Below are 15731 nucleotides of genomic sequence, written 5' to 3' on the forward strand. Positions count from 1 at the left end.
AAGTTAGTTTGTCTAGCATCTAAAATAAAAATTGACGTTTCACGTTGTTTGTTTCGTTCAGTTTTCAAAGAACTACTTGGTCGCTCATTTGCGACTTCCTTATGTTAACATCTTCGTTAGTTAATGTCAACTAAGTTTTTTATTTCGTTTGTCGCTTGCGACGCTATTGTCATCGGCGACTTGTTCTATATTACACCTCTAAGCTCTAATCGTCAATATGTTTTTATAAAAAATATAAAAAGGCTTATTTCTTTTAAAATAAGCCTTTTTTATCACATATCATTCTATTCATTTATTATTTTTCTATAGTTGGTAACGAAACGATAAATTGAATAGTACCTTCCCTATATTCCGCTCGAATACTACCACCTTGTAACTCAACAATACTTTTCGCAATCGCTAAACCGAGTCCCGAGCCTTCCGTTACTCTACTTCTAGATTGATCCTTCTTATAGAAACGTTCAAACAAATTCGCTAACTCTTCTCTCGTAAACTCTTCACTATGATTCGCAATTACAATTTGTATATCCCTACGCTGCCTTTGAAGAGAAACTTTTATCTCTCCATCATCTTTACTATACTTAATCGCATTCATTAGTAAATTATCAAATACACGAACCATCTTTTCCGAATCAATCGATGCATAAGCACGTTCCTCAGGAAACTTCTTAACAAACGTAAGTCCATGTTCTTCCGCCTGCGGTACTAACTCTTCTATTAATTGCTCGAGTAGCTCATTCATACAAACTTCCTGTTTTTCTAATACAACTTGTTCATTTGTTAACTTCGTATACTCAAATAAATCTTCTATTAAATTTTTTAACTGCTCCGACTTTGCAAAAGCAATTCTCGTATACTCATCGTGTTGTTCTTTATTTTCATATTTAGAATCTCGAAGTAATCGTAAGTAGCCCATAATAGAAGTCAGCGGTGTGCGTAAATCGTGAGATACATTCGTAATAAGCTCATTCTTTTGCTTCTCTAATTTACGTTCCTTTTCTATATTATTCATAAGCTCTTCTGCCATATTATTAATATTCTCAGTTAAAGCTGCAATCTCATCTTCACCTTTTTTCTCAATGCGGTACGCTAAGTTGCCTCTTTCTATTTCCTTTACACCTTGCGCCATTGCTTCAATCTGCTTCATCTTTCTCTTTGTTATATAGAAGAAAGAGAAAATGAATACAAGAACACCAATTAAAAACGGGAATGGCCCTTCTTTCGTATCATACATTACCTCTCCCTCTGGAATTCCGCTAACAAACATGTACAAATTCTTTCCTTCAATAGTAATAGGTGAAAAAGATATAAACTCTTTTCTTGTACTTTCAAATACATTTCTACCATCTGTATAATTAATCGCAAATGATGCTGCATTACGAATCGTATTATGCAAATCGATTTGCTCTTCTTGCGCTTGCTTTGTTTTATATAAAACTTTACCACTTTCATCAGTAACCAATATCTTTAAAGCTCTAGACCCTTGCTCTAAATTTTGGTTCTCCATTTCGATCATATTTGATATAGCTTCTAATTTATTTTCATGAACCGAACTATTTGCCGCTCCTTGAGCTTGGTGATTAATTTGTTCCATACCAGCCCGATAATCGATAGTTGCTTGACGATTCGCATTCTCAAAAAATGGCGCAGCTCCCTTCGCTGACAAAACTCCTAATAACGCACAAGCAGCAAAAGTAGTAATCAATTGAATCCTTATACTCTTTCGTACGCTCTTTACTAATTTCTCAATTAATTCTCTTATTTTCCTTATATAAGTAAACGGATTAAATATCTTTTTCAATCTTATACCCCACTCCCCATACTGTTTTTATATATCTAGGTTTCCTTGGATTCTCCTCAATCTTTTCACGTACTTTTCGAATATGCACCATTACCGTATTATCAGACTGGAAAGATCTTTCGTTCCAAACCTTTTCATAAATTTGTTCCGCGCTAAAGACCATACCCGGATTACGAGCTAGTAATTCTAGAATTGAAAATTCCCTTGGGGTCAGTTTCACTTCTTCTCCGTCCACAATAACTTTATGGGTCGAGATGTTTATTTTCATCTCTCCAATTTCTAGCTCGTCCTCATTTTGTATAGCGAAACCATTCATTTTCATATAACGGCGTAACTGAGATTTAATTCTTGCGATTAACTCTAACGGATTAAATGGTTTCGTTACATAATCATCTGCACCCGTTGTTAACCCTAAAATCTTATCCATATCTTGCGTTTTCGCAGAAAGCATAATAATGGGCATTTCTTTCGCTTCCCTTACCTTCATACACATATGAATACCATCCACTTTCGGCATCATAATATCTAATACGACTAGATGTACTTCATTTTCTTCCAATAGACGTAATCCTTCTTCTCCGTCTCCTGCTTGTAATACTTTATATCCTTCATTCTTTAAATAGATTGTAATTAAATTCCGAATTTCTTTTTCATCATCTACGACAAGTATTGTTTCGTGTGCCACAATATCTCCCCCATCACTTTTTTAATCCCTAACTTCTATTATAGGAAAACTTCTGAAGAAAAACGCTCGGAAATCCTTAAGATTTTCTGAAGACGCAAAAAAGGTCTAGACTCCCCTTAAGTCTAGACCTTTAAAAAACCCCTTTTATTTACGAACATAAATGAAATATAGTACGAATAAAACTCCCATAACATACATAATCGGATGAACCTCTTTACGACGACCACTCACAACCATTGTAATTGGATAGAAGATAAATCCAATGGCAATCCCAGTTGCGATACTATACGTAAGTGGCATAGAGATAATTGTAAAGAATGCTGGTACTGCAATCTCGAATTTTTTCCAATCAATTTCCCCTAAGGAAGAAACCATCAAGATTCCTACAATAATTAAAGCCGGTGCCGTTACAGCTGGCGTTACAACACTTAATAATGGCGAGAAGAATAGTGCCAGTAAGAAGAATCCTGCTGTTACAACTGCTGTAAATCCAGAACGTCCTCCCGCTGCTACCCCTGCAGACGATTCAATGTAAGACGTTGTTGTTGATGTACCCAAGATCGCACCAATTACAGTTGCAATCGCATCTGCAAATAACGCTTTTCCTGCACGTGGTAATTTATTGTTCTTCATTAATCCTGCTTGATTCGCAACCGCTACAAGCGTACCTGCTGTATCAAAGAAATCGATAAAGAAGAACGTTATAATAACAATCCCCATTTGAACTGTGAAAATATCTCCGAAGTGCGTTAACGCCACGCCGAACGTTGGTTCTAGACTCGGTATTGCTCCCACCACAGCTTTCGGAGTATCAATTAATCCTGTTGCAACTCCTAAGATCGCTGTAAGAATCATACCGTAGAATACTGCACCATTAACTTTCTTAATCATGAAGATGATCGTAGTAACAACCCCGAAGATTGCTAGTAACGTTGTGCCCTTTGTTAAGTCCCCCAACCCAACAAGAACCGCATCGTTTTTCACGATAATTCCGGCATTTTGGAATCCAAGGAAAGCAATGAATAATCCAATACCTGCTGCTACTGCAAACTTTAACTCCGATGGAATTGCATTAATGATTTTTTCACGAATACCTGAAGCAGTAAGAATAATAAAGATAATACCTGACATTAATGTTCCGGCAATGGCCGTTTGCCACGGAATACCCATCGTTAACACTGCTGTATAAGCAAAGAACGCGTTAATTCCCATACCTGGCGCTAAAGCAATTGGATACTTCGCGAAAATACCCATAATTAACGAACCGATCGCTGCCGCTAATGCCGTAGCAACGAATACTGCACCTGGATCCATCCCTGTACCTGCTGGTAACCCTTTAACATTTCCAAGCGACAGCGTAGCAGGATTGACAAATAGTACGTAAGCCATAGATAGAAATGTCGTTAACCCTGCTATGAACTCAGTCTTATAATTCGTACCGAGCTCATCAAACTGAAAATAGCGTTTCATCCTATGTTTCCCCCGTTATATGATTACTCGCCGTATTTCACCCTAGCCCTCTTTTATCCCGAGAAATAAAAAAGGCTTCCATTGCATATATACATGGAAGCGTTCTATAAACAAAGACAAGTTTCCCCTCATCTTTATACAAACGCCTCGTAGTCAAGCCATTTACGGTAGCTAGGTAGAAACTTTCGGGCCATATCCCCGATATTATACGACGGCTATAATATTCACTTTTCGTTTGAATTACATAATCATATTAACTCGACGAAGTAGTTTTGTCAATTTAAAAACGAACATTTTCATAAACTTTTATAGTTTCGTTCGTATTAATACCAAAATAAAAAAGATCCATCTATGCATAAGCAATAGATGGACCTTTTTATAAATACTATTCCCACTCAATAGTTGCTGGTGGCTTACTCGTTACATCATACACGATACGGTTAACGTGTTTTACTTCGTTTACGATACGTACAGAGATTTTCTCTAATACGTCCCAAGGGATACGTGCCCAGTCAGCTGTCATACCGTCGATAGATGTTACTGCACGGATACCTACTGTGTAATCGTAAGTACGCTCGTCACCCATAACACCTACGCTACGCATACCAGGAAGTGCAGTGAAGTATTGCCAGATTTCGCGGTCTAAGCCCGCTTTAATAATTTCTTCACGTAAAATCGCATCAGATTCACGAACGATTTCTAATTTCTCTTCTGTGATTTCACCTAATACACGAATACCAAGACCAGGTCCTGGGAATGGTTGACGCCATACGATTTCATCAGGAATTCCTAATTCAGATCCTAATACACGTACTTCGTCTTTAAATAACGTGTTTAAAGGCTCAATTAATTTGAACTGCATGTCTTCTGGAAGTCCACCAACGTTATGGTGAGATTTAATTGTTTGCGCAGTTGCTGTACCACTCTCAACGATATCTGTGTAAAGTGTACCTTGCGCTAAGAAGTCCATACCTTGTAATTTTGACGCTTCATCATCAAATACGTAAATGAATTCGTTACCGATGATTTTACGTTTTTGTTCTGGATCTTCTACACCTTTTAACTTGTCCATGAAGCGATCTTTTGCATCTACTTTAATAACGTTCATATGGAAGCCTTCGCTAAATGTTTTCATAACGCCTTCTGCTTCGCCTTTACGAAGTAAACCGTGATCAACGAAAATACATGTTAATTGGTCGCCGATTGCTTTATGAATTAATACTGCTACAACAGAAGAGTCTACACCGCCACTAAGTGCGCATAGTACTTTTTTGTCTCCAACAGTTTCACGAATCTTTTCTAATTCTACTTCGATAAAGTTCTCCATGTTCCATCCTTCAGAACAACCACATACGCCGAATACGAAGTTTTTAATTAAATCGTTACCGTGCTCAGAGTGACGTACTTCTGGGTGGAATTGTACACCGTATAAGTTTTTGTCTTCATTGCTCATACCAGCAATTGGACAAGACTCACTTGTTGCGTCTACTACGAATCCTTCAGGTAAACCAGTTACTAAGTCACCATGGCTCATCCATACAACTTGCTCTTCTGGAAGGTTCGCATATAATTTTGATTCGTTCTCTACTTTAAGAACAGCTTTTCCGTACTCACGGTGATTTGCACGCTCTACTTTACCACCGAAGTGTTGCGTCATAAGCTGCATACCGTAACAAATACCGAAGATTGGTAAACCTAGTTCAAAGATTTTTTCATCACAATGTAATGCACCTTCACCGTATACGCTATTTGGTCCACCAGAGAAAATAATCCCTTTTGGATTCATTGCTTTAATTTCTTCCGCAGTAATTGTATGTGGATGAAGTTCACTGTATACACCGAACTCACGAATTCGACGTGCTATTAACTGATTGTATTGACTTCCAAAATCTAAAACGATAATTGTATCGTGTTGTTTCTTCAAAATAATCACCCCAACGTTAGTTCTCGTATATAAATATTTTCACCAATTTGGCGAAAAGCATTACCAATATAATAAAAAAAGCCAGTCCTCCGCCTCTAGTCTCATAACAAAGAAAAGGCAGGGGTCTGGCTTTATAAAGAAAGATAGTCTCCGCTCTTTATAAATATAAGACACACTGCCTTCATAGTCAGGTTGTTTACGGTAACCCGGTAGAGACTCTCAAACCATATCATTGAGGATATATGAAGGATCGTTTTATATTATCTTCCTAGATTCTAACAATGAAGTATCAATATGGTCAAGAGAGAAAGCGACAAAATTCTACAGAAATTCATTTCCTTTTCTAAAAAACATAAAAAAACATCCATTTCTATATAGAAATGGATGTTTTTTAGGACAAACGGAATTACATCATTCCGCCCATACCGCCCATGCCCATGCCGCCCATGTCAGGCATTGCTGGTGCATTTGGTTCTGGCTTGTCAGCTACTACAGCTTCAGTTGTTAAGAACATAGCTGCAACAGATGCTGCGTTTTGAAGTGCAGAACGAGTTACTTTAGCTGGATCTACGATACCAGACTCAAGCATGTTAACCCATTCGCCAGTAGCTGCGTTGAAACCAACGCCTACTTTTTCGCCTTTTAGACGCTCTACAACTACAGATCCTTCTAGACCAGCGTTGATTGCGATTTGACGAACTGGCTCTTCTAGTGCGCGAAGTACGATGTTGATACCTGTTGCTTCGTCGCCTTCAGCTACGATAGAAGCTACTTTCGTGTATACGTTCATAAGTGAAGTACCACCACCTGCAACGATACCTTCTTCTACTGCTGCACGAGTTGAGTTAAGTGCATCTTCAATGCGAAGTTTGCGTTCTTTCAACTCAGTTTCAGTTGCTGCACCTACTTTAATTACCGCTACGCCACCTGCAAGTTTTGCAAGACGCTCTTGTAATTTTTCACGATCGAATTCAGAAGTTGTTTCTTCTAATTGCGCACGGATTTGACCGATGCGAGCTTCGATTTGTTCTGTGCTTCCTACACCTTCAACTACAGTTGTGTTTTCTTTCGTTACAACAACTTTACCAGCGCGTCCTAAAGATTCAACTGTAGCAGATTTTAAGTCACGGCCTAATTCTTCAGTGATTACTTCGCCACCAGTTAAGATCGCGATATCTTCTAGCATTGCTTTACGACGGTCACCAAATCCAGGAGCTTTAACAGCTACTACATTGAATGTACCACGAAGTTTGTTCACTACTAATGTAGCTAACGCTTCGCCTTCTACATCTTCAGCAATGATAAGAAGTGGTTTACCTTGTTGTACCACTTGCTCTAATACTGGTAAGATTTCTTGAATGTTAGAAATCTTTTTATCAGTGATTAAGATGTATGGGTTATCAAGAACTGCTTCCATTTTGTCAGAATCAGTAATCATGTAAGGAGATGCATATCCACGATCAAATTGCATACCTTCTACTACGTCTAATTCTGTTGTGAAGCCTTTAGATTCTTCTAAAGTAATAACGCCGTCGTTACCAACGCGCTCCATTGCTTCAGCGATTAATTGACCTACTTCTTCGTCAGCAGCAGAAATAGCAGCTACTTGTGCGATAGAAGATTTACCTTCGATTGGTTTAGAAATCGTTTTTAATTCTTCAATTGCAGCAGTAACAGCTTTTTCGATACCTTTACGAAGACCCATTGGGTTCGCACCAGCTGTTACGTTTTTAAGACCTTCACGAATCATAGCTTGCGCTAATACAGTTGCAGTTGTTGTTCCGTCACCAGCTACGTCATTTGTTTTGCTAGCAACTTCTGCTACTAATTTCGCACCCATGTTTTCGAATGCATCTTCTAATTCGATTTCTTTTGCGATTGTTACACCATCATTTGTAATAAGTGGTGAACCAAATTTTTTCTCAAGTACAACGTTACGACCTTTTGGTCCAAGCGTTACTTTTACTGCATTTGCAAGAGTGTCGACACCGCGAAGCATCGAACGACGTGCTTCTTCACTAAATTTAATATCTTTTGCCATAATAATTGACCCCCTTGGATTTTTTAAGATTTATATAATTAACCGATAACTGCTAAAATGTCACTTTCACGTAAAATCAAGTAGTCTGTACCTTCATATTTCACTTCAGTACCTGCATATTTTGAGAAGATGATAAGATCACCTGCTGCTACCTCTAAAGCAACACGCTCACCATTCTCAAGCACTCGACCAGTACCTACTGCAACAACTTTACCCTCTTGTGGTTTTTCTTTTGCAGTATCTGGTAATACGATACCACTTGCTGTTTTTTCTTCTGCTTGAACAAGCTCAATTACAACGCGATCACCTAATGGCTTTAGCATGAACAATAACCTCCTCATTTTGTTATGTAAATTTCTTTTATTAGCACTCAAGTCACCCGAGTGCTAACACACTTATAATAATAAATAATCTCAATTTCTTTTGCAAGTAAAAAAATCATAATTTTTTCGCAAATCACTATATAAACTTTCTATATAGAATACTGCCTTTACTATATGAATCGTTGTTTCCACTGCTCGTATGTTACAATATGAAAGGACACCCTAAGTTGTTTTCGCTACACACACAACTTTCTCCTGTCTTCTATTATAATTTCAAATAAGGATTTACGAAAAAAACATAATTCAAGTGAGGTTTATATCGTAGGTAGCATATTTACATGTTATCCTAACTTATCTCATACACTATAGTTAGAAAGGATGGTTAAACCATTTGAAGAAACAATACTGGTGGATTATCGTTACATACATTTTAATGCAGTTATCCGGCGTTGTTGGATTACCACTTCTCCTAAAAACAGGACTCTACGATAATAGAGGATTTACCATTGAGGAAAAAGGACAAATCATAACGGGACACTGGGCAATTATTAGCTTCTTTGTTGCATTATGTATCGTACTTTGGTTACTTAGAACAGATATTCGTGACAGGCATTTAGATCCAATGCGCTCTTCTGTCCCAGCTACTATTGGATGGATTTTCATCGGGTTCTTCTTAGCAATCATCTCACAATCCATTGCAGGTATGATTGAAATGTATGTATTTGGGGTTCCACGTGGATCTGAGAATACAGACAGACTGATGGACATCGCAAGAACGATACCTTGGTTCCTTATTGTTGTATCTATAATTGGACCTATCTTAGAAGAAATCGTATTTAGAAAAATTCTATTCGGCACGCTTTATAAGAAGTTTAACTTCTTTATCGCAGCTATCATTAGTTCGCTTGTATTTGCAGCAATTCATTTTGATTTTACTCATTTATTGGTATACACTGCTATGGGGCTCGTATTCGCCTTCTTATATGTGAAGACGAAACGGATTATCGTTCCGATTGCAGCTCATGTTGCGATGAATACATTGGTCGCTATTGGGCAAATTTTTATGAGCAATGAACAAATTCAAGAAATGATTAAAGAAGCTGAAAAAATGCAAGGCTTTATCGGAGGATTTTTTGTATGAGAAACTCACCATTGTTCATGGCTGCACTATACTTCCTTCTTGGATGTATCTTTACACGCTTCGCCATTACGAACGTGACAGATACAATCTGGAATATGTGGACAATACTATTTGCAGTTATGGCAACAATTGATTTTAATTTGGCACTTCGCCTTATATTAATTAAATTCACAAAGAAGAAACAATAATAAAACGCAGAGGTCGCTTCCTCTGCGTTTTATTGTGGATAGTTTTTCAAAAAGTAAACTAATGTTTGTAACTCTACAGCTAAGTCAATATGATGAATTCTAATATTCTCTGATACGTTTAATCGCGCTGGTGTGAAATTCAAAATACCATGCACGCTCGTTTCAGCTAATCTATCTGCTACAGCTTGTGCTACTGTAGCCGGTACTGTTAATATTGCCACTTGTATATCATTTGATAATCTCTCTTCTAATTCATCTAAATGATATACAGGAATGCCCCCGATTTCTGTTCCAACTTTCTCTTCACTAACATCAAATGCCATTTCAATTTTTGTATTATTGTTTTTCGTGAAATTATAATGTAAGAAAGCGGTCCCTAAATTACCTACTCCAATAAGTGCTACACGTGTTATATCATCTTGATCAAGTGTTTCGCGGAAAAATGATAATAAATAATTTACGTTATATCCATATCCCTTTTTCCCTAACGCTCCAAAATACGAAAAATCTCTTCGTATTGTTGCGGAATCTACTTTTACTGCCTCACTCAATTCGGCCGATGAAACACGCTGCTTACCAGAAAGAGATAAGTTTTGGATAAATCGATAGTATAGAGGCAATCTTTTAGCAGTGGCTTGTGGAATCTTTTGCTGATCCATATGACCTCTCCTCTCTTCCTATCTTTATTCATATACTTTAATCAAATACAGAAGTTTAGCACTCATTAAATTCCTTGTATAATAAAGAGAAGAAGTATTCTCTCTTTATTTTAAACTATACACTATTTTTAGTATGATTGAGAAATATAAACATGGCAAAGTTAAGAAATTATTTGAGGTGAAAACATTGATTTTATTACAAGTAAACGCGCTTTCGAAATTATACGGTGCAGAAACGATTCTTGCAAACATAAAATTGGAAGTACAAACAAAAGATCGTATCGCATTAGTTGGAAGGAATGGAGCAGGCAAATCTACATTATTAAAAATTATCGCTGGTGAATTATCTCATGATGGTGGCGAAATTATAAAACCGAAAGATGTCTCAATCGGATATTTAGCTCAAAATACTGGACTAGAAACGTCTTTAACAATTTGGGATGAAATGCTAACCGTCTTTACCCACTTACAGCAAATGGAGACAAAACTTCGAAGGCTTGAGCAAGAAATGGGAAAAGAAGAAAACTTTTCAAACGAAGCTACATATGAAAGATTGTTAGCTGATTATGACCAATTGCAACTCAATTATAAAGATCAAGGTGGATATCAATATGAAGCGGATATTCGCTCCATTTTAAGCGGCCTTGGCTTCCCAGTTGAAACGCACCAGACGACGATCTCTACTTTAAGCGGCGGACAAAAAACAAGATTAGCTCTCGGGAAATTATTATTAACAAAACCAGACTTACTTATTTTGGATGAGCCTACAAACCATTTAGACATCGAAACATTAACGTGGCTTGAGCAATATTTACAAGGTTATCCTGGCGCAATATTAATCGTTTCACATGACCGTTATTTCTTAGACAAACTCGTTACACAAGTATATGAAATTTCGAATAAAGAAAGCAGACGATTTGTTGGTAACTACAGTAAATATTTAGACTTAAAATCAGCATTATATGAGCAAGAAATGAAACGTTACGAAAAACAACAAGATGAAATCGCAAAACTTGAGGACTTCGTTCAAAAGAATATAGCTCGCGCTTCTACAACGAAACGTGCTCAAAGTCGTCGTAAACAACTAGACAGAATGGAATTATTAACGAGACCATTAGGGGATTCTAAGTCAGCATCATTCCACTTCGATATTGAAAAGCAAAGTGGAAATGATGTTTTACAAGTAAATGATGCAACCATCGGCTATGATGAGAACCCTATAATTGAACATGTAACTATGCGCTTAACTCGCGGAGATAGTGTTGCTTTAGTTGGTCCAAACGGAATTGGGAAATCCACATTGTTAAAGTCTATTGTGAATAAGTTACCACTATTAAATGGTGATGTTTCTTTCGGATCAAATGTATCTGTTGGTTATTATGATCAAGAACAAGCAAACTTAACATCTTCTAAACGGGTTTTAAATGAATTATGGGATGAATATCCACTGCAACCTGAAAAAGAAATCCGTACTATACTCGGGAATTTTTTATTCACAGGAGATGATGTACTGAAACCAGTATCTTCTCTTAGTGGTGGACAAAAAGCTCGATTAGCTCTTGCAAAACTTATGATGCAAAAGTCGAATTTGTTAATTCTAGATGAGCCTACGAACCACCTTGATTTAAATAGTAAAGAGATTTTGGAGAATGCTTTAATTGATTACCCAGGGACTCTTCTATTCGTCTCACATGACCGCTACTTTATTAACCGTGTAACAACGACTGTGGTTGAGTTATCAACAGAAGGTGCACAGGAATATTTAGGGGATTACGATTACTACGTTGAAAAGAAAAATGAAATGATTGAACGTGCAGAACTTGAACAGCAAGAAAGTGACATTCCTGTTCAAAAAGTGGTTGCACAAGAGAAATTAAATTATTTAGAAGAAAAAGAGCGTAAAAAACTAGAGCGTCAACGCACTAGAAAAATTGAAGAGCTAGAACAAAGTATATTAGAATTAGAAGAAGAAATTGCTACGCTAGAAGATCAACTTTGCTTACCAGAAATATATGCAGATTATGAAAAAGCTAGTGAAATTACAACTAAAAAGCAAACGCTACAAGAACAACTTGAAACTTGTATGGCAGAATGGGAAGAGCTGCATGTATAAGCATATTTAAATAAGGAAGATGTCTCATAAGTCAGGATTTTTGACTATGCGACATCTTTTTTTCTTTTAATACAGAAACAATTTTTGAGTATATCAATCGTAACTTAGAATATACCAACGATTTTTCAAATATATCTATTGTAACCCTATATATATTAACAATTCGACACAAAATATCGATTTAACGACAAAAATTGACAATATTAGCATCTTCTATAATAGGGGGATGTTTCAAAATGTTTTTCGGAGATATCTTCTTACTTTTTATTTCCCGAAAAAGAACAAATTTAAAGGTCTGACATCATCCTATTTATCCACAAGTTTATACACATATCCACCTTTATAAAATAAACCTTAAAATAACTTTTCCACATTATCCACAATCAACAAAAAAGTTATCAACATTTTATATACACAATAAAACCCACATTATCAACAGACAATATGGGTTTTATCCACAACCTGTGGTTAATTATGTGCATAACTATGCTTCAATATCTAATCCTGGATTTGCATTTAAGGCTAATGTTGCACGCTTACCTTGTTCATAAGCAATTGTCCCTGCCGCTGCAATCATCGCTGCATTATCTGTGCATAAAGATAGCGGAGGAATAATTAATTCAATGTTTTCTTTTTGTGCAAATTCCTCTTCTAATCGCGCACGAAGTCCTTTATTAGCAGCTACTCCACCAGCAAGAAGTAATTGCTTTACATTATAAGCTTCTGCTGCACGAGCTGCTTTCGTTACAAGTACATCTATTACACTTTCTTGGAAACTTGCCGCTAAATCTTCTGGCGCAATTTCTATACCGCGCTGTTTTGCGTTATGCACAGTGTTGATAACTGCTGATTTCAATCCACTAAAGCTAAAATCATATGAATCCGGTTCTAGCCATGCACGAGGCAAATCAATTGTCGGTTCTCCTTCATGTGCAAGGCGATCAATATGAGGACCACCTGGATATGGCATAGATAACGTACGAGCTACTTTATCATATGCTTCTCCAGCTGCATCGTCTCGTGTTTCACCAATTACTTCGAATGAACCATGTTCTTTCATATAAACAAGTTCTGTATGCCCACCAGATACAACAAGTGATAATAACGGGAATTGAACTTCTTTTACTAAACGGTTCGCATAAATATGACCAGCAATATGATGAACACCGACTAACGGAATATCATGTGCAAACGCTACTGCCTTCGCTGCATTTACTCCAATTAGAAGTGCTCCTACTAAACCAGGACCTTCTGTTACAGCAATTGCATCAATATCATCAAATGTGATGTTTGCTTCCTTTAAAGCTTCTTCTAACACAACTGTAATTTCTTCTACATGATGACGGGATGCAATCTCTGGTACAACGCCGCCAAAACGTTTATGACTTTCAATTTGTGATGCAACGACATTCGCAATAATTTCCGTTCCATTTTTAACAACTGCTACTGCTGTTTCATCACAACTTGTTTCAATACCAAGTATAATCGTATTTTTTTCCATTATATATTCACCCACATTACGAGACCATCTTCCTGATTGTCTGCATAGTATCGTTTACGAATCCCACCATTTTGAAATCCGTATTTTCTGTATAACTGCTTTGCTACTTCATTTGATACACGTACTTCAAGTGTCATTGTTTTTACCCCTAGTTCTTTCGCTTCAGAAATAACTGCTTTCAATAGGGCATCTCCTAACTTTTGACCTCGGTATTCTGGCAAAATAGCTATATTTGTTATATGTGATTCATCAATAATTATCCACAATCCACAATACCCGACTACACGACCATCTTTTTCTAACACAATATAATGTGCATGTTCATTCATCGTTAATTCACGGTGAAAGGCATCTGCAGTCCAAGGAGTTGAAAAAGACGCTTCTTCAATATCTACAATTTGAGCAATATCATCAAGCTCCATCTTTCTAAATATCATATCCATCTTCTGCAAGCTCCTACTTGTTTTGACTTTCTAACCACTTTGTTTCAGCTTCAGCTAAACGAAGATAGCTTGGAACAAACGTATGCACATCTTGTTCTTCTTTTTGTAATCCTAAGAATGCTAGCTCACTTGGTCTTGGGTTATTTTTAGTAAATGGAGCGAATACAGCTTGATCACCTAAATGTTCTATAATTGTTTCTTTATGCAATTTAACATCGTTACCGATAAATAAAACAGGCTGTCCTTTATCTTTTAACATTTGCAACCAGTCCACAATAAGAATAATTCGGTCTTCTTCTATTGAAGTTAACTGCTCTCCTTCATATGTATATAACCCAGTATAAATTTGCCCACGTCTTCCATCAAATAAAGGACAAATTAACCCGTTAAAGTTAGCACCGTTTGCAGCTACTACCTCTAAACTTGATACACCTACAATTGGTATTTGAAGTGACCAAGCTAATGTTTTCGCCGCTGTCACGCCTATGCGAACACCTGTATAGGATCCAGGTCCAGCAGCTACAACGATTTTAGTTAATTCCTTCGGTTTTACGCCACACTCTTTTAACAGTTTCTCTACAGCTGGCATAAGACGTACAGAATGGTTTTTTGTTAAATTTGTAATGATTTCCCCAATTACGTTTCCTTCCTCAATAAGGGATACACCCATTACGTAATTTGAAGTATCAATTGCTAGTACTTTCATCTTGTAATAGCTCCTCACATAATCTAATATAGCGATCTCCAATTGGCTCGAGTATAATTTTTCTTGTGTCATCTCCAGCATGGAATAAACTAATTTGTAACTTTTCATTTGGTAAATATGCCTCTATTAAATGAGCCCATTCTACTACCGTAATTCCTTCACCGTAGAAATATTCATCAAAGCCTAAGTCCTCTTCACTTTCTGCTAAGCGATACACGTCCATATGATATAGCGGTAACCTACCTTTATATTCTTTAATGATATTAAAGGTAGGACTATTTACAACTCTTTTCACTCCAAGACCTTTTGCTAGTCCCTTTGTAAAAGTCGTCTTACCAGCTCCAAGATCTCCTTCTAAAATAATTACATCTTGTGCCTCTACGAGCTCACCTAGTTTTTCTGATAACCTTTGTGTTTCCTCAGAAGATTTTGTTGTTACTTCATATTTACTCACAGACTTCACCTACTTTACTCACAATGTTCTCTGCTCTTTATTATACAGGTTTTGAATATATAAAAAAGTCCTTAGGAGTTGTCCTAAGGATAGTTTGACTGTCTTTATTAGTTTTTTGTTAAAACAAATAAAAAAATACGAAACAACTTGTTTCGTTCTTTTCTTTATATGAAATGGCGGTCCCGACCGGGGTCGAACCGGCGATCTCCTGCGTGACAGGCAGGCATGTTAACCACTACACCACGGGACCATTTGGTTGCGGGGACAGGATTTGAACCTGCG

The 15731-nt window shown here is 37.0% G+C and carries 14 protein-coding genes, 1 tRNA gene and 2 riboswitches; of the genes, 3 read left to right on the plus strand and 12 right to left on the minus strand.

The genetic code is table 11. The features are described from left to right. Positions 1-295: 295 nt before the first annotated feature. The 6 genes from ampS to groES all read right to left on the minus strand — a co-directional run bounded on the left by ampS (position 296) and on the right by groES (position 8244). A complete protein-coding gene (gene ampS, locus ACTFR8_RS29925; RefSeq protein WP_000719212.1) occupies positions 296-1801 on the minus strand; it encodes an aminopeptidase AmpS in 1506 nt (501 codons plus the stop codon). Continuing rightward, positions 1785-2486: a response regulator transcription factor gene (locus tag ACTFR8_RS29930; RefSeq protein ID WP_000929884.1), complete on the minus strand. Its 702-nt coding sequence runs from the start codon at positions 2484-2486 to the stop codon at positions 1785-1787. Before ACTFR8_RS29930 ends, ampS begins: the two co-directional genes overlap by 17 nt. Before the next feature lie 144 nt (positions 2487-2630). Then, positions 2631-3956, minus strand: a complete 1326-nt coding sequence (locus ACTFR8_RS29935) for an NCS2 family permease (protein WP_000833096.1) — start codon at positions 3954-3956, stop codon at positions 2631-2633. A 130-nt stretch (positions 3957-4086) separates the two neighbouring features. Beyond that, positions 4087-4188: riboswitch (purine riboswitch) on the minus strand. 153 nt (positions 4189-4341) lie between these two features. After that, positions 4342-5880, minus strand: coding sequence for a glutamine-hydrolyzing GMP synthase (guaA, locus tag ACTFR8_RS29940; protein WP_000743913.1), 1539 nt, complete (start codon positions 5878-5880; stop codon positions 4342-4344). 164 nt (positions 5881-6044) lie between these two features. Beyond that, positions 6045-6146: riboswitch (purine riboswitch) on the minus strand. Positions 6147-6286: 140 nt separating this feature from the next. Then, complete coding sequence (groL, locus tag ACTFR8_RS29945; protein ID WP_001029993.1) at positions 6287-7921, minus strand: chaperonin GroEL; 1635 nt, start codon at positions 7919-7921, stop codon at positions 6287-6289. A gap of 38 nt (positions 7922-7959) precedes the next feature. Further along, the gene (groES, locus tag ACTFR8_RS29950; protein ID WP_000917311.1) at positions 7960-8244 is read right to left on the minus strand and encodes a co-chaperone GroES; all 285 of its coding nucleotides are present in this window, start codon (positions 8242-8244) and stop codon (positions 7960-7962) included. Between the two features lie 391 nt (positions 8245-8635). On the opposite strand from groES, the gene ACTFR8_RS29955 reads away from it, so the two are divergent. Both ACTFR8_RS29955 and ACTFR8_RS29960 read left to right on the plus strand, forming a co-directional pair. Beyond that, entirely contained in the window at positions 8636-9385 is a 750-nt protein-coding gene (locus tag ACTFR8_RS29955; RefSeq protein WP_000745328.1) for a CPBP family intramembrane glutamic endopeptidase, read from the plus strand. After that, positions 9382-9573 carry a YdiK family protein gene (locus ACTFR8_RS29960; RefSeq protein WP_001246200.1) on the plus strand — a complete coding sequence of 64 codons (192 nt, stop codon included), beginning with the start codon at positions 9382-9384 and terminating at the stop codon, positions 9571-9573. Before ACTFR8_RS29955 ends, ACTFR8_RS29960 begins: the two co-directional genes overlap by 4 nt. 29 nt (positions 9574-9602) lie before the next feature. Here ACTFR8_RS29960 and ACTFR8_RS29965 read toward each other — a convergent pair whose 3' ends face one another. Continuing rightward, a complete protein-coding gene (locus ACTFR8_RS29965; protein ID WP_000372699.1) occupies positions 9603-10232 on the minus strand; it encodes a redox-sensing transcriptional repressor Rex in 630 nt (209 codons plus the stop codon). 187 nt (positions 10233-10419) lie between these two features. Here ACTFR8_RS29965 and ACTFR8_RS29970 point away from each other — a divergent pair, with 187 nt between their 5' ends. Continuing rightward, positions 10420-12345: an ABC-F family ATP-binding cassette domain-containing protein gene (locus ACTFR8_RS29970; protein WP_000602145.1), complete on the plus strand. Its 1926-nt coding sequence runs from the start codon at positions 10420-10422 to the stop codon at positions 12343-12345. A gap of 484 nt (positions 12346-12829) precedes the next feature. Here the strand turns inward: ACTFR8_RS29970 and tsaD are convergent, their stop codons facing one another. The 5 genes from tsaD to ACTFR8_RS29995 form a co-directional block, all read right to left on the minus strand. Beyond that, entirely contained in the window at positions 12830-13846 is a 1017-nt protein-coding gene (gene tsaD / locus ACTFR8_RS29975; RefSeq protein ID WP_000414585.1) for a tRNA (adenosine(37)-N6)-threonylcarbamoyltransferase complex transferase subunit TsaD, read from the minus strand. Next, positions 13846-14289 carry a ribosomal protein S18-alanine N-acetyltransferase gene (rimI, locus tag ACTFR8_RS29980; protein WP_044584065.1) on the minus strand — a complete coding sequence of 148 codons (444 nt, stop codon included), beginning with the start codon at positions 14287-14289 and terminating at the stop codon, positions 13846-13848. Before rimI ends, tsaD begins: the two co-directional genes overlap by 1 nt. A gap of 13 nt (positions 14290-14302) precedes the next feature. Next, positions 14303-14995 carry a tRNA (adenosine(37)-N6)-threonylcarbamoyltransferase complex dimerization subunit type 1 TsaB gene (gene tsaB / locus ACTFR8_RS29985; RefSeq protein ID WP_000865753.1) on the minus strand — a complete coding sequence of 231 codons (693 nt, stop codon included), beginning with the start codon at positions 14993-14995 and terminating at the stop codon, positions 14303-14305. Then, the gene (gene tsaE, locus ACTFR8_RS29990) at positions 14976-15449 is read right to left on the minus strand and encodes a tRNA (adenosine(37)-N6)-threonylcarbamoyltransferase complex ATPase subunit type 1 TsaE (protein WP_000049642.1); all 474 of its coding nucleotides are present in this window, start codon (positions 15447-15449) and stop codon (positions 14976-14978) included. The genes tsaB and tsaE overlap by 20 nt, the downstream gene beginning before the upstream one ends. Before the next feature lie 174 nt (positions 15450-15623). Then, positions 15624-15699: transfer RNA gene (locus ACTFR8_RS29995), tRNA-Asp, on the minus strand. Between the last annotated feature and the right edge of the window lie 32 nt (positions 15700-15731).

Origin of the sequence: Bacillus cereus group sp. MYBK15-3, from assembly GCF_051916765.1 — a bacterium.
In the GTDB taxonomy this organism is placed as follows: Bacteria; Bacillota; Bacilli; order Bacillales; family Bacillaceae_G; genus Bacillus_A; species Bacillus_A cereus.